Genomic DNA, 19877 nt, shown 5'->3' on the forward strand with positions numbered 1-19877 from the left:
CGGCCTCAATGTACCCTCGTTGACGTGGAGCAGGATGTCCGGGCAGCGAGATCCGATGCGTCAACCCCAATTCATGCGCTCCACCACCTTTCGCTGGGCACTTGCAGTGGCCGGCGTGCTCGCGGTTTTCGTCATCGTGCTGTTTGGATTCATCTATTGGAAGACGGACGACTACCTGATCGCCCGATCCGATATCATGGTTGCGAAGCAACTGGACTATCTCGCCGGCCTGTCCGGCGAACGCCAGCGGATGGCGATCGATGCGCATCTGGAGGAGGATTCCCGCGGCGTTCAATATGCCGGTTTGTTTGGCCCTGGCGGCCGCAAGCTGGCGGGCAACCTCGAGCAGCTTCCGCCCGGATTGAGAATCGACGATTCCGTCCAGGGCGTCACCGTCGTTCGAACGCTTGCCGCGGGGCCGCAAACTCACGCGATACGCGCGATTGCCCGCCGCTTGCCGGATGGCAACGCGCTGGTGATCGGACGCGAGGTCGACGAAACCAGGGAGATTTCTCATGTCGTTGGCCAGGCACTGGCGCTCGGCCTGTTGCCGGCGCTTTGCCTGTGCCTGCTGGCCGGCGCCTTGCTGAGCATGCGCGCGCAGAGGCGCGTGGAAGAGGTCAATCAACGGGTTCGTCGCATCATCGCCGGCGATCTGCGCGAGCGGCTTCCATACCGCAATATCGACGAGCCGTTTTCGAAGCTGGCCGTCATTGTCAACGGTATGCTCGATGAAATGGAGGCGATGATCCACGCGCTTGCCGGCGTCGGCAACGACATCGCGCACGACTTGCGGACGCCGCTGACGCGAGCCCGGCTCACCCTCGAGCGCGGCCGCACCAACGCAACCAGCCTGGAGCAGCTTCAGGACGTCGTGGACAAGGCGATCGCGAACGTCGATCAGTCGCTGGTGATCATCACGGCGCTGCTGCGTCTGGCGGAAATCGAAAACAGCCGACGATCGGCGGCCTTCGGCAGCGTCCCGTTGCAGGAGATGCTGAGGGAGATCTGCGATATCTACGAACCGATCGCCGAAAACAAGAACATCGACTTGCGGGTTGAGGCGCGAGATCAGCTGAACGTGCGCGCCGACCGCGATCTGTTGTTTGAGGCGGTCGCCAACCTTGTCGATAACGCCATCAAGTTTACGCCGGAGGGTGGCAAGGTGACCATCGAACTGCTGCGTGGTGACAGTGAAACAATTGTTCGCGTTGCCGACACCGGCTCCGGCATCAGCGAGCAGGAGCGCGATGCGGTGCTGCGGCGCTTCTATCGTTCCGACAAGATACGAAACACGCCGGGCGTGGGCCTTGGCCTCAGCCTCGTGGCGGCGATCGTGAAGCTGCACGGCTTCCGGCTCGCGATCCACTCCGGCGCCGGCGGTCGGCTCGAGATCATCTGTCCCGACCCGCAACCGGTGTGAGACCGGGCAGCAAATCCTAAAATGGAATTTAGTGTTGCGCCGGGGCAGTTCATCCTAAATCCTGCCGGGCCACGGTGCTGCACGTGCTGCGTGGCGCCGGCCTGCAGGGTTCCAACGTGAAATCACGGCGCACATTCTTGCCGATCGCAGCGGCGATCTTTGTCTCCACGCTCGGCGCGGATGCGCCGAAAGCCGACGAGGTCCCTGCAAAACTCTCGCCCCAGGCACTGCAGGAAATCGCGCAGGTCGAGGCCGAAATCGACCGCATCGAAGCGCAGACGATCGAACGCCTTGCAGCACCGCCGGACAATCAGACCCAGCAAATCGAGCTGCTCGGCAAGGCGATGCTGTACGACAAGAACTTGTCGGTAAACCGCAATGAGGCTTGCGCCTTCTGCCACATGCCCGAGACGGGCTTCACCGGTCCGGTGTCGGAGTTGAACCGCACGACCGGCGCCTATCCCGGGTCGGTGCGGACGCGGTTCAGCGATCGCAAGCCGCAATCGCACGCCTATGCGCCTCTCTCGCCCGTGCTGCACTATAATCCCGGGCAGGGCGATCTCGTCGGTGGAAATTTCTGGGATATGCGTGCGACGGGACGCCGGCTGGGCAATCCGGCCGCGGAGCAGGCGCAGGGTCCACCGACCAATCCGGTGGAGATGGGCCTGCCCGATATCGCCTGCGCGGTCTATCGCGCCTCGCAGCGGCCGTATCGCGGCCTGTTCGAAAACGTCTGGGGCGTACAGAGTTTTGCGATCGCATGGCCGAGCGACGTGACGGCGGTCTGTGATCGGCCGGGGCCGGCCAGCGCCAATCAGCCGTTGCCGATTCATCTCAGCCCGATTGATCGCGGCCGGGCCGGCGCCACCTTCGACCAGATGGCGCAATCCATCGCCGGTTATGAGGCCTCCGCAGAGGTGACGTCGTTCACCTCGAAATTCGACGCAGTCCTCGCGAAGAAGGTGCAGTTCACGCCGCCGGAGCAGCAGGGATACGACCTGTTCCGCGGCAAGGGGCGATGCAACGAGTGTCACCGCGACGGCGGCCCCGGCGAAGATCCGCTGTTCACCGATTTCACCGCCAGCAATATCGGCACGCCGGCCAATCCGAGGCTTCCTTACTACGCGGAAAATCAGCCCGATGCATTGGGATATACCGCCAATCCGCAAGGGACGTCGTTTGTCGATGGCGGTGTCGGCACGTTTCTCAATCAGGGACATATGCTGAGTCAGCCCTCCGCGGTGGATCAACGGTGGCTCAGGCTGGCGCCGGACAATCAGGCGCGAATGCAGGTGCCGACACTGCGCAATGTCGACAAGCGACCCTCTCCGGCCTTTGTAAAGGCCTACGGGCATAACGGGTACTTCACCAGCCTGAAGGAGATCGTGCATTTCTACAACACGCGTGACGTCCTGCCGCGATGCGAGCCGCATGATCCCGGCGAAGGCACGACGTGCTGGCCCGCGCCGGAATCGACCGACAACATGAACACCAGCAAGGTTGGGCACCTCGGGCTGTCCGACGCGGAAGAGGACGCGCTGGTCGCCTTCATGCAGACGTTGACGGATGGCTTTATGTCCCGCGATTAGCCAGTAGCGGATGAGGCTTGCGGATCGCCGGGCGTCACTCCAGCCGTGATCAATGCGTGACTTCGAACGGATTTTGCGACGACTCCAGATTTTGTGACGACTCCAGATAAAGAACCGCCTCGGCTTCGAAGGCGCAAGCCCAGGCGAATAAAACCGCGGCAAGAAGTCCCACCTTGATGTGCGGGCCGGCGACCTTTGCGAGAATAGCGAAGGTTCTCCTGGCCCTGGATCGCAAGACTCTTTCAAGTCGTTTCATAATTTTCTTCATTGCGCGATCCTCTGGCGTGCCTCAATCGACCAACTCGGGCTGTTTGAGCCCGAGGGCCTTCGCTACCCCCGCGCCATAAGCGGGGTCGGCGCGAGTGCAATTATCGACGTGGCGCTGCTTTATGTGGGCGCTGGCGTCGCCCATCGCCCGCGCCGTATTCTCGAACAGCACCTTTCGCTGTTGCGGGCTCATCTTTCGGAACAGGTTGCCGGGCTGCTCCCAATGATCATCGTCGACGCGGTGGTCCCAGTGCGCCGCCTCTCCTTCGATCGGCATCGGCGGCTCGGCGAAGGCGGGTTGGTTATCCCAGAGCCCCGCGCTGTTGGGGTTGAAGGTCAGCGTCCCGCCCAGATTGCCGTCGGTCCGCATCTTGCCGTCGCGATGGTAGCTTTGGAACGGGCATTTGGGGGCGTTGACCGGGATATGGTTGAAGTTGATGCCGAGCCGGTAGCGTTGGGCATCGCCATAGGAGAACAGCCGGCCCTGAAGCATCTTGTCGGGGGAGAAGCCGATGCCGGGCACGATATTGGCTGGCGAGAAGGCTGCCTGCTCGACTTCCGCGAAATAGTTTTCCGGGTAGCGGTTGAGCTCCATTACGCCGACCTCGATTAGCGGGTATTCCGCCTTCGGCCAGACCTTGGTCAGGTCGAAGGGACTGTGCCTATGAGTCCGGGCCTGCGATTCGGTCATGACCTGGATGAAAAGCGTCCAGCGCGGAAAGTCATCCGCCTCGATCGCGTTGAGCAGGTCGCGGCCGTGGCTTTCGCGATCGCCGGCGACCAGCGCTGCGGCCTCGGCATCGCCGAGGTTCTGGATGCCTTGCCGGGTGCGGAAATGGAACTTGACCCAAACGCGCTCGTTCGCGGCGTTGATCATCGAGAAGGTGTGGCTGCCGAAGCCGTGCATGTGGCGGAAGCTCTTCGGAATGCCGCGGTCGGACATCACGATGGTCACCTGATGCAACGCCTCCGGCAGCAGCGTCCAGAAATCCCAGTTATTGTCGGCGCTGCGCAGTCCGGTACGCGGGTCGCGCTTGATCGCATGGTTGAGGTCGGGAAAGCGCAGCGGGTCGCGGAAGAAGAACACAGGGGTGTTGTTGCCGACGATGTCCCAGTTGCCGTCTTCGGTGTAGAATTTTAGCGCAAAGCCACGGATGTCGCGTTCCGCGTCCGCCGCGCCCCTTTCGCCGGCGACGGTGGAAAACCGCGCGAACATCGGCGTCTGCTTGCCGATCTTCGAGAAGATCCCGGCCTTGGTGTAGCGGCTGATGTCGTGCGTCACCGTGAAGGTGCCATGGGCTCCCCAGCCCTTGGCGTGCATGCGCCGCTCCGGGATCACTTCCCGGTCAAAATGCGCGAGCTTCTCGATCAGCCAGATATCCTGCAGCAGCGCCGGGCCGCGCGGACCAGCGGTCATGATGTTGGTATTGTCGGCGACCGGCGCGCCGATGGCATTGGTAAATCGCTCGGTTTTGGACATCGCTGGCTCCTGGGTGTTGGACATGATGGGCTTGTGAACGTGGGAAACCCTGCACGCGGCCGCCGGCGGCGCGATTTCCTGGATTGAAAGAAGGTGGAGCGCCTTACCCGCGCCAGGCGGAAGCGCGGATCACGCTACAGAAGTTGCCGCGGGCAAAATGCGGATCCTTGTCCGCGAGCACGTCGGCCTTGACATTGCCGAATGTGGTTTCCGGCTTGTGTTTGATGCCGTTGTAGAAGGCGCGGATGATGTCTTCCTTGAAATGCGCACTGCGCGGGTGCGTCTGCACCACCGCCTCGCGCTCGGCGTCGCTGTACCCGTCATAGCTTAACCCGAGCACATCCATTTCGACGCCGGCCGTCACCAGGGCGACGACCGGGTGCATGTGCTTGGGAATGCCCGGGGTCGTGTGCAAAGCGATCGCGGTCCAAACCGTGTCGATATCCTGTCGCGCGATGCCGTGGCTGCGCAGGAAGGCACCGGCGGCGTTCGCGCCGTCAACTTCGAAGCGCTCTTTCGCGCTGCTGTGCTGGTGGGTCAAGCCCATGTCGTGAAACATCGCGCCCGCATAGAGCAGTTCGGGATCGTATCTCAGTCCCTGACGCTTGCCCGCCAGTGCACCCCAGTAATAGACGCGGCTCGAATGGTGAAACAGGAGCGGCGTCTCGGCGTCCCGCACCAGTTCGGTTATTTCGCAAGCGAGCTTGCTGTCGGGAATTCTCACGCCTGCAAGATCGGAATTCACTTTCACGTCGATATTCATTGCGCGTTTCCCTGCCGATTGACCGGCTCTCTGGTGGATCATGTCAGCCTGGCGCGGCTGCGGACGGGGCGTCTGGCGATGAAGCGGACGGCTGCCGCCTGCCGTGGTGAGGGAGGGGCACAAGGCAAACGCGAAGCCGTCCGCTTTCGCAGCCATTGATCGACGCGCCAGAGAGAAAGACGCGGCGGGGCTGCTAGCGTAGAGGTAGTCCCGGCCAGCCAGCGGCTCCATTAAACACACGTTTAATCGGAGCCAATTTAGATTTAGCGGGATCACCATCGATGGCGACCTGCCGCGGCGACTGGTTATTTATGGGTAGGAAGCGACCGTGAGATTTGCTCGTGCGAGCTTGCGGTGGGTGGTTGGATTTTGCGCTGATTTAACCGGTCTTGTGAGTGGCCGCGGTTCCCCGGCAGAGCCTGCGCACCCCGGTCCGCAGCCTGGCCGCGGCCCGGATCGATTGCCGGATTTCGTCGAAATGCTGTAATCTATGCGCCCGGGAACCCCGGGACGCTCCGCAAATGGCGCGTAGCGAGATCACGGGGTTTTAGCCGCGTTGTTCTCCGGCAGCATTGCAGTCTCATCACCTTGGAACGAGACGAGCAGAGAAGATGGCCAGACTCAATCTGCCGCAGCAGCAAACAAAACCGCTTGCGATCTCGCACTATGCGGTGGCCGTGCTGTCGGTCGTCCTGGCGATAATTACCGCAGAACTCATGAGACGGTTAGTGCACGCAGAGCCCACCGCATTGCTGCTGCTGCTTTGCGCGGTAATCGTTGCCGCGTGGTTTGGCGGCTTCGGCCCGGCGCTGTTGACCGTCGCGCTCGCTCTGCTGGCTTTCTATTATTATTTGTTGCCGCCCATCAATACCTTTACCTGGAAGAACAATCTGCTCTCCGTGCCGGTTGCGGAGGCACCGCGCCTGGTCCTGTTTTCCATGGCATACCTCTTCGTTGCCTTCGTGATCTCGATGCAGCGGAATGCAACGGAAGGCTTTCGGCGTTCTCGCGATGAACTGCAGGGAGCGATCGAGAATCAAAAGCGGATTGAAAATGCGCTGCTACACAGCGAAATGTATTTGAATGAAGCACAGAGATTGAGCGGTACCGGAAGCTTTGGCTGGAATCTCGCCAGCGGAGAGATTGTCTGGTCGGACGAGACGTTCCGGATCTTTGGATGTGACAGGGCAACGAAGCCGACCCTGGAATTGGTTGTCCAGCGCACGCACCCCGATGATCGGACGGCCGTGCAAGACACCATCGATCGAGCGTCGCGCGAGGGAAGCGACTTCGACCATGAATATCGATTGCTGATGCCGGATGGCTCGGTGAAGAATGTCCATGCAGTGGCTCATGCCGTGAGGAACGCGTCGGGTAGTATCGAATTTGCAGGCGCGGTCACGGATGTCACGGCGTTGCAGGAAGCGATTGGCGAAATCAGGAAGTCCGAGGATCGACTTCGACTGGTGATCGACACGATCCCGACCCTGGTGTGGCGCTCGGAGCCGAACGGGCGGCCCGAATTCTTCAATCAGCCAACCCTCGATTACGCGGGCCTCTCGCTGGATAGCGCCGTGGAGGGATGGGCTCGCACGGTTCATCCGGACGATCTGGAAAACCTGTCGACGATGTGGCGCAGGATTCGGGATTCCGGCGCGCGGGGCGAGACGGAAGGAAGGCTCCTGCGCTTCGACGGCAAATATCGCTGGTTTTTATTCCGCGTTGACCCACTGCGCGATGAAGTCGGCAATATCGTCAATTGGTACGGGTCGGCGACCGACATCGAGGACCGCAGACAAACCGAAAATGCTCTGCGCCAGAGCGAAGCGTATTTGGCCCAGGCCCAGCGATTGAGCCTTACCGGCACCTTCGGCTGGCGTGTCGCCACCGGCGAGAGTACCTGGTCGACGGAGACCTACAGGATTTTCGGATACGATGAGGCGACCCCTGTCCACGTCAACATGGTTCTTGCTCGCGCACATCCGGAAGATCGCGCCGCCGTGCAAAGAGGCATCGACCGCGCCTCCGTCGAGGGAAATGATTATGATCAGGAGTTTCGACTGCTGATGCCGGACGGCTCGGTGAAATTTGTCCATGCCATCGCTCGGGCGCAGAAAGATGGGTCGGGCGACCTCGTATACACGGGGGCGGTGACCGATGTGACGGTTGCGAAGGAGACCGAACGTAAGCTGCGGCGCAGCGAATCCTATCTGGCCGAGGCCCAGCGTTTGAGTCGCACGAGTAGCTGGGCCTGGGACGCGCGGGGGCGAGAGTTCGTGTATCGATCCCCGGAAGCGTACCACTTGTTGGGACTCGATCCGGATAAGGACGCTGCATCCGAGCAACCCATGTGGGATCGTGTTCACCACGAAGACAGGGACCGGGTCATCGAAATGGTGCGGCGAGCTGCCCGAGAAAAGACGGACTTCGAAGGCGACTATCGCATCGTTGTTCCGGACGGGTCGACAAGATACGTGCATACCGTCGGACATACCGTGGTCGGTGAGGACGGGGAAGCGACCGAATTGGTCGGTACCCACGTCGATGTCACCGAGCAGCACCTTGCAAAGGACGCGCTGCAAAAGGCTTTTGACGAGATCAAGAAATCCGAAGATCGCCTTCGACTTGTCATCGATACGATCCCGACGCTGGTGTGGCGCGCCGGACCGGATGGGGTTCCCGACTTCCTCAATCAACCGGCTCTCGACTATACCGGCCTCTCGTCGGATCAAGTCGAAACCGGCTGGCCACGCGCCTTTCACCCCGACGACAAGAAGGCCATGCTGGTGAAGTGGTCGAGAATTCGGCAATCAGGCCTGCCGGGCGAGCTTGAAGCGCGGCTCCGGCGCTTCGATGGCGAGTACCGCTGGTTTTTATTCCGTGCCGACCCGCTGCGCGATGACCTGGGCAACATTGTCAAATGGTATGGATCATCCACCGACATCGAGGACCGCAAGCGGGCCGAAGAGGCACTTCGCGAGAGCGAGCAGCGCTTTCGCGATTATGCCGAAACCGGCTCGGATTGGCTGTGGGAGACCATGCCTGACCATCGGGTCGTCAGCATATCCGAGCACGTCAATACTGTTGGCTTCAAGCCGTCAGGCCTGGCCGGCGTTTTTCGCTGGGATATCGCGGCCGACGTCGAATCCGAGCCGGAAAAATGGCGACAACATCGGGCAATGCTCGACGCGCATCTGCCGTTTCGCGACTTCGAGTACACCCTCAACGGGACTGGATCTCCGATATATGTGCGGACGAGCGGCAAGCCGTTTTTTGATGCGAAAGGAAAATTTCTCGGCTATCGGGGAACCGGAACAGATATCACTGCGACGATCCGCGCAGATCAGGCCGAACGGGCGCTGCGCGAAGCGCAGGCGGAACTTGCGCACGTTACACGCGTGACCATGCTGGGCGAACTGACCGCCTCCATCGCCCATGAAATAAACCAGCCGCTCGCCGCCGCGGTCGCCAACGCCGAGGCCTGTCTGCGCTGGCTCGACCGCGACACTCCCGACCTCACCGCCGCGCGCCGCTCGGTGGAATGGGTCATCGACGACAGCTGTCGGGCGAGCGAAGTGATCAAGCGTGTCCGGGCGCTGGCAAAAAAATCCGACATCGAAAGGCTGCCGCTCGACGTCAATGACGTCATCAATGAGGCCATCGTGCTGGTCAAGCGCGAGTTGAGCAGCCATCTTGTCTCGTTGCACACCGAGCTGGCGCCGTCCCTTCCCACGATCCTCGGTGATCGCGTCCAGCTGCAACAAGTGATCATCAACCTGCTGATGAACGGTATCGAGGCAATGCTGCCGATCACGGATCGGTCCCGCGTAATGGTGATCCGATCATCCCGGGACGAGACGTCCCGCGTGGTCATCAGCGTGACCGATTGCGGCGTCGGGATTTCCGCCGGGAATGCAAACCGGCTGTTCAACGCCTTCTTCACCACCAAATCCAGCGGCATGGGCATGGGCCTCTCGATCTGCCGTTCGATCGTGGAGGCGCACGGGGGGCGTTTGTCGGCGTCAGGCAATGAGGGGCCGGGCGCGATGTTTCAATTCGTCCTGCCATCGCAACAGGAGGAGGTGTCGTGACCGAACGGCCCAAGCCATCGCGTCAGCCTGCCGGCGCCAGGGAACCGCTCGTCTTCATTGTCGAAGACGAAGAATCGGTACGAAGAGCGCTGAGCAATCTCTTTCAATCGGTAGGATTGGAGGTCGAGGTGTTCGGGTCGGCCCCCGAGATGCTGCAGAGCAAGCTTCCGGACGTCGCCAGCTGCCTGGTCCTCGATGTCAGGCTGCCTGGACTGAGCGGACTGGACTTCCAGGCCGAACTGGGGAAGGCGAACATCCATATTCCCATCATCTTCATGACCGGCCATGGCGACATTCCGATGACCGTCAGGGCCATGAAGGGCGGCGCAGTCGATTTCCTGACCAAGCCGTTTCGCGACCAGGACATGCTGGATGCCGTGACGGTGGCGATTGAACGCGATCGCAAGCGGCGCGACGCCGAGCGGGTCGTTGCCGGCTTGCGGGCCTTGTTTGAGACCCTGACCCCCCGCGAGCGAGACATCCTGGCATTGGTCGCTTCCGGTCTCATGAACAAACAGGTAGCCGGCGAGCTTGGCCTGGCCGAGATCACCGTGAAGATCTATCGGGGACAGATCATGAAAAAAATGGGCGCAAGGTCGCTGGCCGATTTGGTCAGAATGGCCGAGACGCTCGGAATTCGTCGCGCCAAACCGTAACCTTATCCTTGAGCCAGGTTATTTCATTAACCGGCGGATTCGCCGCGAGTTTCACCACGACTAAACCAAGGTATAGGCGCCGCAAACCAATGCGACACTCGAATCAACCATCGTAGGAGCAGGCCGTTGGCCTCGATCAGGTTAGGCTGGCCCAAGTCGCAAAGATTGCACGACCGGTTGTGGTCGATGCGGCGACTGCCTGACCGCACTCAAGGGCGCGAAATAGACGGCGGCTTTCGTCGCCCGCCTGCCGAAAAGTCCGCCATCCACAAGGTCCTTTTGCGAATAAACCTATGTATGATTTCACAATCTTGATTGGTTGTTCACTTTTTGGCTGGGGCAGTTTCGAGGCCAGCGCCTTGCACCCAACTCTGGAAGGTCGTCGCGTCAATGCTTTCGGTAATTTCAGTTATTGACGACGATGCTTCCGTTCGGGCCGCGACCGACAATCTTCTCAGTTCGCACGGCTATCTGGTCCAGACCTTTGCGTCGGCCGAGGAGTTCCTGCAGTCCACCCAGTTGCACTCATCATCGTGCGTCATTGCGGATGTGCAGATGCCGGGCATGAGCGGGTTGGACCTGCTGATCCATCTGCGTGCGCGCGGCCACAACGCGCCATTTATCTTTATCACCGCCTTTCCCGAAGACAGCGTCCGCGCCCGCGCGCTGAGGGCCGGAGCCATTGGTTTCCTGGCCAAGCCCTTTGCCGCGCCCGACTTGATCAAGCACGTCGAGACTGCGGTCCGTCACGCCGGCCTCGGGAGTTGAAACGAAAGCCTGGCGACCGACCTCGTACCCGGCCTGCGATGGCGTTTTGACCGGCCAAACCAAGGTATGGATGGGTTAAACCAACACGACCTTCGAGCCAACCTCCGTAGGATCGAGCGATTGGCATTGATTGGGCTAGGCTTGCGCTCGGAGCCAGGGAGATGCCTGGCAGGTGCGAGCCGGACAAGTGAAACGCGAAGGGTTGAGCTCATGTCGACGGACTCATGCATGCTTCGTTCCAAACCTTCCAGCTATTCCGCAGAAAAATGGAGCGCCCCTGCGCTCGTTCGACGGAGCAGTCTGATGGGATTGCCTGCGTTCACGCACTCGACCACCCTTCGATGGACCGTGCTGGTGGTCGGCCTATTTGCGGCTTTTACCGTCACATTGCTCGGGTTCGTTTATCTGAAGGCGAAGCATGACCTGACCATACAATTCGACCGTGTGATCTCCTTGCAGATGGGCATGCTTGCGAACCTGCCACCCGGGCAAATGCTCGACGCGATCAACGAGGGCCTGAGGCAGGATTCGGCTCGTGCTCGGCTCGTAGGGTTGTTTGGCGTAAATGGCGAGAGGATCGCAGGCAATGTGGAACGGCGACCGCCCGGTCTCACGGCAGACAACACGGTGCAGAACGCCGTGGTCGAGCGGATAGACGGAAGCGGCCCGGAAAAGCAAAGGGTTCGCCTGATCGCGCAGAGTTTGCCTGACGGCAACGTGCTGGTGATCGGACGAAATGCCGATGAAATCGAAGAAGTTGCCCGCGTCGTCGGGCGGGCACTCGCGCTCGGCCTGCTTCCCGCGGTGTTCCTTTGCATTGCCGTGGGTGTGGCGCTGAACGCGCGTGCCCAAAGGCGCATCATGGAGGTCAATGAGCGGGCGCAGCGCATTGTCGCCGGCAATCTGCGTGAAAGACTTCCGCGTGGCGACACTGACGATCCGTTCTCAAAACTTGCGATGATCGTCAACGGCATGCTCGACGAGATGGAAACCCTCATCCACTCTCTCGCCGGCGTCGGCCACGACATCGCGCATGACCTGCGCACGCCGCTTACCCGGGCCAGGCTGATGCTCGAGCGCGGCCGCACCGGCGCCGAAACGCTGGAGCAGCTGCAGGCAGTCGCGGACAAAACGATCGAGGCGCTCGACCAGTCGCTTTCGATCATCACCGCGATCCTGCGGCTTGCGGAGATCGAAAAGAGCGAGCGATCGGCCGGCTTCGGCAAGGTCTCGCTGGCGGACCTCGTGCGCGAGGTCGGCGACATGTACGAGCCGATTGCCGAAGACAAGGGGGTCAGCCTGGTGGTCCAGTCGCCACGGGAACTGGATGTCTATGGTGACCGGGATCTGCTGGTCGAGGCGGTCGCTAACCTCGTCGACAACGCCGTCAAGTACACGCCGGCCGGCGGGCAGGTGGAGATCGGACTGGTTCGCGGCGATGGCGAGATCATCGTGCGCGTCAAGGACACCGGTTCAGGCATCAGCGAACACGAGCGCGACGCCGTGCTGAGGCGGTTCTACCGGTCGGACAAGACGAGGCACATGTCGGGTTTGGGTCTCGGCCTGAACCTGGTTGCGGCCATCGTAAAGCTGCACGGCTTCCGATTCACCATTCGCCCCGGCGCTGGATGTGTCGTCGAGATTGCATGCCCGTATGCACCGACGCCAGTGTTGACGATTGGAACCGATCCAGGGGGCGCGGCGCAGCGTCAGCCAACGGTCGCCTGCTCGTAGGCGTCCAGCGCGCGGGACGAATAAACCGCTCGCCCATGACGCGTCTGCGGCTGCTTCAGAAGCGGAAGCGCAGCCCAACCGTGGGGTCGATCGTATTGTGATTGAGGTAGCCGTTCGCGAGACCGCCATTGACCTGCGAGTACATGAATCCGGCGTAGGCATCGAATTTCTTCGCGAACTGCCAATCGAGGGCGAAGGAGACGGCGTCGAACGTCCCGTGGCAGGTTGCCGCCGGTACGGCAACGGCGCAGTTGACGAACGCGCCATAGGTGGGCTGGAAGTAGTGATAATAGGCGCCGATCAGGTCCAGGTTGGGAGTGACGCTGTATTTCACCCCGGTCCAGAAAATATTGAGCGGCTTGTCGCCGGCGCTGAACGCGGTGTTGTTGATGTTGGTGTTGTTGATCGCGGCGCAGCCGGCGCAGACGAAGTTCCCCGAAATATCGTTGAAACCGGTACCGGCGGCGAAAGGATTGCTGGGCGGCGCATATTGAATGTATTCGTATCCGGCAAACAGCTTGACCGGCCCGTGAGTGTATCTTGCAAGCAGCATTACGCTCGTATCGTCGGAGAGCGTAGCGGTGAGCACCTGAGGCAGCACCGCCGGCAGCACATTGCCGGCCAGCGTTACCGCCACGGCGTTCTGGACGTAGCTACCGATGGCGTCGAGCGAGAGCGTGCCGCCCGCCAGATTGTTGATGTCCCCGCCGATTTGGAACTGGTAGGAACCGGTCGCCGCATTGTTCAGGCTGTAGCCACCGAATTGCCAGAGCGCCGCAACCCTGAATTGGCCGATGTCGACACGATACTTTACCGATGTGCTGAATCGGCAGTCTTCGGTATCGCCCACGCCGCAGGTAATTCCCTGCCAGCCGATCGGCGAGAAAGCGTATGAGCCGCCCATCGGATCGTAGGCGAGAACGCCGTCCATCGTCAGCGCGTTTTGCCGGAAAACGGTCAAGGTGCCATAGGTTGGCGAACTGACGCCCAGATACCCAACGGAATTGTAAAATTGCCCGGCACGGCTGGAGTCGGCGTTCGAGTTTTGAAGGGTGAGCGGCACGCCGGCGTTCTGGGCGACCGCTCCCGGCCCGTTGGCGAGCTGCAAGGAATAGGGATCGAACCCGGCCTCCAGATCGAAGATAAAAGCCCATCCGGGAGCGAACGGCTCATTGCCCTTGATTCCGATGTTGGACTGGCTCAGAGCGCTGGGCGCGAGGCCCCACAACGCGCGATTGCTGTTCTTCTGGAGGAGATATTCTTCGCCGGTGACGGTCGTCCCGTTGAACGGCGTGCCATGGCTTTGCCACGTCACGCCACCGTCGATCGTGCCGTAGACCGTGATGCCGTTCCAGGTCAGTGGGCAGTTTGTGACGACAAAGTCCTCAAGGCTGCTACAGCTCGCCGGTTGCAATGAAGCTTTCGTGCTTGTAGCGGGGACAGCCTTCGTCACCAGGGTGTCGTCGGCTGACGCACCCGTCGCGCAAGCGAAAAACAGCAGCAGACCTGATATTGCCGTATGCCAAGTCATGCGAGCCATCGTGCCCTCCGACGTTCTCTCGCCTAACCTTCCAACCCGAGCCGCTCCATATTTGCGTCAATTGCTTTCGTATTCAAGCTGGATTTGACGCCCCGGAAGGGTTCCATCGGATGTCGGCAAGCCGACTTTTGCCGCGAGACGGGCCGAACGCTCAGTCCCGCGATGCAACTAGGGCTGCATAGGTCGCGGTCGCATGTCTTTCGAGAGCCTGGACGGCGCCCTCGCAGTGATCGGCGTAGCAATCGGGATCGCAATAGGGCAACCGCGTCGCGATCTCCCGCAGATAATTCGCGCCGATCGGCTTGCCGCACAATACGCAGGCAGACTGCCGAAACGGCGTCCTGCCATTCACCAGGATGTATCTCATGTGTCACCTCCTAAAGCCGTTTGCGTGGCCCGTTTCGCCACTTCGGAATCCCATGGTCGCAATCGCAATCGTTTGTTGGGCGGTCTGAAGGCGCAGCAACCATCTGCGGTCGCTCTCCTCGCGCGATCTAAGGCGATCGAGGCACCCCCGCGAGCAGAGGGCTGTTCGCCAGGAGTAATGCCGGACGAGACCAAATTTTCCGTCACAGATGGCGCAGCGCTTCGCCGCGTCGTGTCCACGATATCGAAGATGATTGCGCAATCTTGCCTCCTCTGGGTTTGGCGAGATCAATCGTCTCGCTGATGCCGATATTCGGTCGGCGTAAGTCCGGTGAATCGGCGGAACGCCTTCGTGAATGAACTCGCTTCGCGAAAGCCGATCTGGATGCCGATGTTCGTCACCGGGAGCGACGGCCTCTGCAGCAGGCTCCTGGCGCGTTCCATCCGGCGAGCCATATGGTAGCGGTGCGGGGGAACGCCGAAGGACTGCCTGAAGACGCGCGCAAAGTGATAGAGGCTCAAATCGACGAGCTCCGCGAGAGCGGCCAGCGAAATCTTCTCCGCAAGATGCTCTTCGATGAAGTCGATCAGGCGCTTGCGTTGCCATGCCGGCAGGCCGCCGCGAAGCGGCGTCGTCGCGACGCACGCCGCTCGCTCCAGCCGGATCAGTTCGTGCATGAGCACCTGGCTCAGGGCCTCCGCATACTGGCGGCTGCCGGGGTCCGAATTGCCGACCTCGGCCCTGAGCTTGAGTGCCGTGTCCCAGATGGCCTGATCGAAGAAGAACAAGCGGGGGCTGATCGTCGGGCAGGTGGTGCCGAATTCCTGATCGAGCGGCCGATTGTGCGGGTCGATATAGAAATAAGTGACGCGCGTCAGCACCCGCGGCGTCTGCCATCCGTAAAACCGATGTCCGGCGGGCACGAAGCTGAGCTTGCAATTGAACTCGCGCAGCGTCGACTTCGGCAGACCCTCGATCACCGTCTCGCCATCATCGCGTTCCGCGCGCTCGTAGGCGATCAGCAAATGGCGTCGAGCCTGAAAGCCGTATTCGAAAGTCTCGCGCCGGGTAACCCTCACCGCGTCTGCCTGTATCGTGCCCCAATTCGCCAGTCGACGACGGGCAATATCGGGCGGCGAAATCTCGACAATCGATGGAGCGGACGAAGCAACATCTGCCGGATGGATGCCGATGTCACTCATTCTGGTTCTCCTGACGACGTTGCGGCCCCCCGGCTCGCCTCGATGACGACTACCAGTGAGAGTAAGCGAACCGATTTTCGGCACCATTAAATTGCTGTTCAGACTACTAAATTCGATTTTATTCGCAGGCGCGCGCCAAACCCGCACGGAGGTTTTTTGCGGGATTCCGCGCAAGAATGCTCAACAGCGCGGCAAGCCGAGACAAGCGCGAAACACGTTCGTCACCAGATAGCGGATGTGTCCTCCGCAAGATGCGCATCAGGTGCGGTTGCGTCGGCACCGGAGCCGCCAATGTCCAAACACCAGTCTCGTTCCCCTGTTGCCAGCAGAAGCGCGTCCGATGCTCTGACCCCTGAGCGGCGTACCGCCGAATTGGCCGGCCGCGCGCCGGTCGCGGGCGAAATCGGTTTTATCGGCCTTGGCCACATGGGAGCGGCGATGGCTGCGAACCTCCTGGCTGCCGGGCGACGGGTGATCGGCTACATCCGACGCAAGGATCAGATCAGCAGGCTCGAGGCACTAGGTCTCAGGGCGACGACGGATATCGGCGACCTGCTCGATTGCGAACTCGTCATCAGCATGTTGCCGGACGACGACGCCGTGCGTGACGTCGTGTTCGGCCGCCGCGATGATGATCTCGACGGTCTGGCCGCGGGGCTGATGCCAGGCGCGGTCCACCTGTCAATGAGCACGATCAGCACCGCGGCAGCTCTGCAGTTGTCGAGCGAGCACGCGCGGCATGGACAAGGCTATGTCGCAGCACCCGTGTTCGGCAATCCGGATGCAGCCAGGGCACGCCAGTTGTTTATCGTCGCCGCCGGCGCCCCGGTCGATGTCGAGCGCTGCCGGCCGATCCTCGACATTCTCGGACAACGGACCTTTGTGATCGGAGCCGATCCGCAGGAAGCCAACCTTGTCAAGTTGCTCGGCAACATGATGAGCGCGACGGCGCTGGAGATGCTTGGCGAGGTCGCAGCCGTCGTCCGCAAGCGCGGGCTCGATCCGCAGCCCTTCATTGATCTCATGACCAGCACGATGTTCGGCGGACGCGTGCACAAGATTTACGGCGACAAGATTGCCAGGCAGAACTACGCGCCGGGCTTCGTCCTGCCGCTCGTGCTGAAGGATGTGCGTCTGGCGCTTGCGGAAGCGGAGCAGGCGGGCGTGCCGATGCCGTCGGTAAGCGTGGTCCGGGACCGGCTGATCAGCGGAATTGCGCGCGGCTACGGCGAACTCGACTGGACGGCGCTGGGGCTTGTCGCCGCGGAAGATGCCGGGCTTCACGCCGTACCCTCGGTGACGACCAACTGAAGCCAGTCATTCACACGCCCCCAGGGCGATCGCATTCAAGAAAGGAACAGGATCATGACCGATCAGGCAGAAGCACTCAAAACGAAAATGGAACTTACCGACATTCCCGGGACGTCGCTCAAGGTATCGCCGGTCGCGATCGGGACCTGGGCCATCGGCGGATGGATGTGGGGCGGCACCGACGAGCGCGAATCCGTTGCCACCATCCAGGCCGCGTTCGAGCATGGCGTCAACATTGTCGACACCGCCCCGGTCTATGGATTCGGTCGCTCCGAGGAGATCGTGGGCAAGGCGATCGCCGAGCGCCGGCTGCGCTCGGAGGTGTTGATTGCCACCAAGACTGGACTGCAATGGGACGGCGGCAACGTATCGCGCAATGCCAGCCGCGCCCGCATCATGCGGGAGGTGGAGGATTCCTTGCGCAGGCTTCGAACCGATTACATCGATGTCTACCAGGTTCATTGGCCCGATCCCCTCGTGACCATCGAGGAAACCGCGGAAGCGATGCGGACGCTGTTTGAGCAGGGGAAGATCCGAGCCATCGGCGTGAGCAATTTTTCGGTTGACCAGATGGAGCGGTTTCGCCGCGTTGCGCCGCTGCATGTGCTGCAGCCGCCGTACAATCTGTTCGAACGCGATGTCGAGGCCGACCTTCTGCCCTATTGCCGCAAAAACAAGATAGCGACGCTCGGATATGGCGCACTGTGCCGGGGTCTGCTGTCGGGGCGAATGCGGCCGGACACCACCTTCGATGGGGATGATTTGAGGCGCACCGATCCAAAATTCCGCAAACCCAGGTTTGCACAATATGTGGCAGCGGTACAAAAGCTCGATCGGCTGGCCCAGGAACGTTTCGGCAAGCGCGTCATTCACCTGGCGGTGCGCTGGATGTTCGACCAGGGCATTACCACGGCGCTATGGGGAGCGCGCCGACCCGGTCAGTTGCAGCCGGTCGACGATGTGGCCGGTTGGTCGCTGGATGCGTCTGCCAAGGCCGAGATCGACCGGATCCTGCGCGAAACCATCACCGATCCCGTCGGTCCGGAATTCATGGCGCCGCCGGCGCGCAGCATGGCATGAAGCGGCGAGAGCGTTGAGTGTCCTTCGGCGGGCGGGCGGCAATGGCCGAGCCCGCCGCCATTTCCATGGGCAGGATCATCATCGGGTGGCACAGACCTGCGGCGCCTGCGCCACGAGATGAGCGACCCGTCATCTCGCGACGTCACCGTCACGATCCCTTTGGGCCGTCATGGCGATCGTGAACGTTGTCGCGCTCGCCCATCTGGCTTGACCGTGGGAATCTACGCCTTCGGCATGATGCCGGGGGCGTCGTCGGGCCATTTGGCGATGGTCGCTTCGTCGACATTGAGATGCTGGGCAACCAACGCTGGCGGGGTATGGGTCAGCCAATTGGACAGGGAAATCTCTTGATACTGGGGCGCCCTGAAGACCCCGATAAACACCAGGTCCGTGTCGCCGACATTCTCGACATAGTGCCCGAGGTTCTTCTTGACGTAACCGATGTCTCCGGCGTTGAAATCCATCGTCATGGCGTTCGGGCCGGTATTGAACACCGTCATGCGGCCCTTGCCCTTGAGGTAATACTGCCATTCGTCGGCGTTCGGATGCCAATGCATCTCGCGCACTCCGCCCGGACGGACCGTTATCAGCGCCGCCGCGATCGTGGTCGAGACGATGAAGTTGGTGCTGTCGGCAACCCGGATGTCGCCGCTTTTGGATTGCTTCGTCGGGGCTGATGCCGAGAGCCGGAAGATAAAGGGATGGGGTGGAACGCCCCCGGTTTTGGCGACCGCAGCGCGATCCGCCGCCAAATCGCCGGGCAGCTTTCCCTGGAAGATCCAGAGGTCTTGCAGCGGTATCTTGGCGAAACTCTCGGCCGGAACGCCAAAATTCTTGGCGAGCACCTCGGGCGGTGTATGAGCGAACCAGTCCGTCACCAGGAGCGTATTGAACTCGCTTGCATCGCCATCGTCGAAGCAGATCACGAATTCACAACCGTCCGGGCCGAGACCCTGCAAGGAATGCGGCAGGCCCGCCGGGAAATACCAGAGGTCGCCCTCGTTGACGTCGGCAACATAGGGCCGGCCCGTGGCATCGAGAGCCGTCACGCGGCAGCTGCCGTAGGTCATGATCGCCCACTCGGCGGCCTGGTGCCAGTGCAACTCCCTGATGCCACCCGCGGTCAGTCGCATATTGACGCCCGCGATCGTGTTGGAAATCGCGAAATCCTGCTGCGTCACCTGCCGCGCCCAGCCGCCGTTCTGGATGCGCTTGGGGGCATTGTTGAAGGAGGCCCAGTCCATCGGCATGCCGCCGACGTCAGTTGCGGGTGGGAACTGCGCCGAGGGGAACTGGCTGGCGATCGCCTCGCTTTGCGGACCGGGATCCCTGAGATTGCCCGGCCCCTTGGCATTGATGGCGCCCTGCGGCGGCAGGTCCGGATTGCCGAACGAAGCGGCACGCGCCGCGCCCGCCGTCATGACAGCGCCCGCGGCCGAGACCGCCAGCATATCCCGTCTCGAAAACATGATTCCTCTCCTGTCCAAAATCGATGGGGGTACATGAGAGGTAGGCTCGCGATGAACGCGAACCATTAAATTAGCTTTCAGAATCGTGCAGCCTGGACGGGCACGTCGGCCGGGCATCGCGAAGGCTGACTTCCGCG

The 19877-nt window shown here is 61.5% G+C and carries 15 protein-coding genes and 1 pseudogene; 9 read left to right on the forward strand and 7 right to left on the reverse strand.

Translation table 11 applies throughout. The features are described from left to right. Positions 1 to 55: 55 nt before the first annotated feature. Positions 56 to 1423 carry a sensor histidine kinase gene (locus VK804_RS08755; protein WP_325369958.1) on the forward strand — a complete coding sequence of 456 codons (1368 nt, stop codon included), beginning with the start codon at positions 56 to 58 and terminating at the stop codon, positions 1421 to 1423. Positions 1424 to 1560: 137 nt separating this feature from the next. After that, entirely contained in the window at positions 1561 to 3012 is a 1452-nt protein-coding gene (locus VK804_RS08760; protein ID WP_325369960.1) for a cytochrome-c peroxidase, read from the forward strand. Between the two features lie 49 nt (positions 3013 to 3061). Here the strand turns inward: VK804_RS08760 and VK804_RS08765 are convergent, their stop codons facing one another. From VK804_RS08765 to VK804_RS08775, 3 genes are all read right to left on the reverse strand, one after another. Further along, positions 3062 to 3280 carry a hypothetical protein gene (locus VK804_RS08765; protein WP_325369962.1) on the reverse strand — a complete coding sequence of 73 codons (219 nt, stop codon included), beginning with the start codon at positions 3278 to 3280 and terminating at the stop codon, positions 3062 to 3064. Between the two features lie 21 nt (positions 3281 to 3301). Next, positions 3302 to 4759: a catalase gene (locus tag VK804_RS08770; protein WP_325369964.1), complete on the reverse strand. Its 1458-nt coding sequence runs from the start codon at positions 4757 to 4759 to the stop codon at positions 3302 to 3304. 103 nt (positions 4760 to 4862) lie between these two features. Continuing rightward, the gene (locus VK804_RS08775) at positions 4863 to 5522 is read right to left on the reverse strand and encodes an HD domain-containing protein (RefSeq protein ID WP_325369998.1); all 660 of its coding nucleotides are present in this window, start codon (positions 5520 to 5522) and stop codon (positions 4863 to 4865) included. 611 nt (positions 5523 to 6133) lie between these two features. Here VK804_RS08775 and VK804_RS32970 point away from each other — a divergent pair. From VK804_RS32970 to VK804_RS08795, 5 genes and pseudogenes are all read left to right on the forward strand, one after another. After that, positions 6134 to 8086 (forward strand): annotated as a pseudogene (locus VK804_RS32970) (PAS domain-containing protein); the annotation flags it as partial. A 33-nt stretch (positions 8087 to 8119) separates the two neighbouring features. Then, a complete protein-coding gene (locus tag VK804_RS32975; protein ID WP_414642739.1) occupies positions 8120 to 9613 on the forward strand; it encodes a PAS domain-containing sensor histidine kinase in 1494 nt (497 codons plus the stop codon). Then, complete coding sequence (locus tag VK804_RS08785; RefSeq protein WP_325369968.1) at positions 9610 to 10269, forward strand: response regulator transcription factor; 660 nt, start codon at positions 9610 to 9612, stop codon at positions 10267 to 10269. The genes VK804_RS32975 and VK804_RS08785 overlap by 4 nt, the downstream gene beginning before the upstream one ends. A gap of 390 nt (positions 10270 to 10659) precedes the next feature. After that, complete coding sequence (locus VK804_RS08790; protein ID WP_325369970.1) at positions 10660 to 11037, forward strand: response regulator transcription factor; 378 nt, start codon at positions 10660 to 10662, stop codon at positions 11035 to 11037. Between the two features lie 303 nt (positions 11038 to 11340). Continuing rightward, entirely contained in the window at positions 11341 to 12771 is a 1431-nt protein-coding gene (locus VK804_RS08795) for a sensor histidine kinase (protein WP_325369972.1), read from the forward strand. 55 nt (positions 12772 to 12826) lie between these two features. Here VK804_RS08795 and VK804_RS08800 read toward each other — a convergent pair whose 3' ends face one another. From VK804_RS08800 to VK804_RS08810, 3 genes are all read right to left on the reverse strand, one after another. Beyond that, entirely contained in the window at positions 12827 to 14311 is a 1485-nt protein-coding gene (locus VK804_RS08800) for a porin (protein ID WP_325369974.1), read from the reverse strand. A 151-nt stretch (positions 14312 to 14462) separates the two neighbouring features. Beyond that, positions 14463 to 14678: a hypothetical protein gene (locus VK804_RS08805; RefSeq protein ID WP_325369976.1), complete on the reverse strand. Its 216-nt coding sequence runs from the start codon at positions 14676 to 14678 to the stop codon at positions 14463 to 14465. 287 nt (positions 14679 to 14965) lie between these two features. After that, on the reverse strand, positions 14966 to 16054 hold the full coding sequence (locus VK804_RS08810; protein WP_325369980.1) for an AraC family transcriptional regulator: 1089 nt from the start codon (positions 16052 to 16054) through the stop codon (positions 14966 to 14968). Positions 16055 to 16252: 198 nt separating this feature from the next. Between VK804_RS08810 and VK804_RS08815 the strand changes: the two genes are divergently transcribed. After that, complete coding sequence (locus VK804_RS08815) at positions 16253 to 17191, forward strand: NAD(P)-dependent oxidoreductase (protein ID WP_325369982.1); 939 nt, start codon at positions 16253 to 16255, stop codon at positions 17189 to 17191. 54 nt (positions 17192 to 17245) lie between these two features. After that, positions 17246 to 18271, forward strand: coding sequence for an aldo/keto reductase (locus VK804_RS08820; RefSeq protein WP_325369984.1), 1026 nt, complete (start codon positions 17246 to 17248; stop codon positions 18269 to 18271). Between the two features lie 221 nt (positions 18272 to 18492). Here VK804_RS08820 and VK804_RS08825 read toward each other — a convergent pair whose 3' ends face one another. Continuing rightward, positions 18493 to 19740: an oxalate decarboxylase family bicupin gene (locus VK804_RS08825; protein ID WP_325369986.1), complete on the reverse strand. Its 1248-nt coding sequence runs from the start codon at positions 19738 to 19740 to the stop codon at positions 18493 to 18495. Positions 19741 to 19877: the final 137 nt, after the last annotated feature.

Origin of the sequence: Bradyrhizobium sp. (assembly GCF_035484855.1) — a bacterium.
Taxonomy (GTDB): Bacteria; Pseudomonadota; Alphaproteobacteria; order Rhizobiales; family Xanthobacteraceae; genus Bradyrhizobium.

Excerpts from the sequence above, each read along its gene's own strand:
- VK804_RS08755 (WP_325369958.1), top strand. The coding sequence starts at position 56 with ATGCGTCAACCCCAATTCATGCGCTCCACCACCTTTCGCTGGGCACTT.
- VK804_RS08765 (WP_325369962.1), bottom strand. The coding sequence starts at position 3,280 with ATGAAGAAAATTATGAAACGACTTGAAAGAGTCTTGCGATCCAGGGCC.
- VK804_RS08770 (WP_325369964.1), bottom strand. The coding sequence starts at position 4,759 with ATGTCCAAAACCGAGCGATTTACCAATGCCATCGGCGCGCCGGTCGCC.
- VK804_RS08775 (WP_325369998.1), bottom strand. The coding sequence starts at position 5,522 with ATGAATATCGACGTGAAAGTGAATTCCGATCTTGCAGGCGTGAGAATT.
- VK804_RS08790 (WP_325369970.1), top strand. The coding sequence starts at position 10,660 with ATGCTTTCGGTAATTTCAGTTATTGACGACGATGCTTCCGTTCGGGCC.
- VK804_RS08795 (WP_325369972.1), top strand. The coding sequence starts at position 11,341 with ATGGGATTGCCTGCGTTCACGCACTCGACCACCCTTCGATGGACCGTG.
- VK804_RS08800 (WP_325369974.1), bottom strand. The coding sequence starts at position 14,311 with ATGGCTCGCATGACTTGGCATACGGCAATATCAGGTCTGCTGCTGTTT.
- VK804_RS08805 (WP_325369976.1), bottom strand. The coding sequence starts at position 14,678 with ATGAGATACATCCTGGTGAATGGCAGGACGCCGTTTCGGCAGTCTGCC.
- VK804_RS08820 (WP_325369984.1), top strand. The coding sequence starts at position 17,246 with ATGACCGATCAGGCAGAAGCACTCAAAACGAAAATGGAACTTACCGAC.
- VK804_RS08825 (WP_325369986.1), bottom strand. The coding sequence starts at position 19,740 with ATGTTTTCGAGACGGGATATGCTGGCGGTCTCGGCCGCGGGCGCTGTC.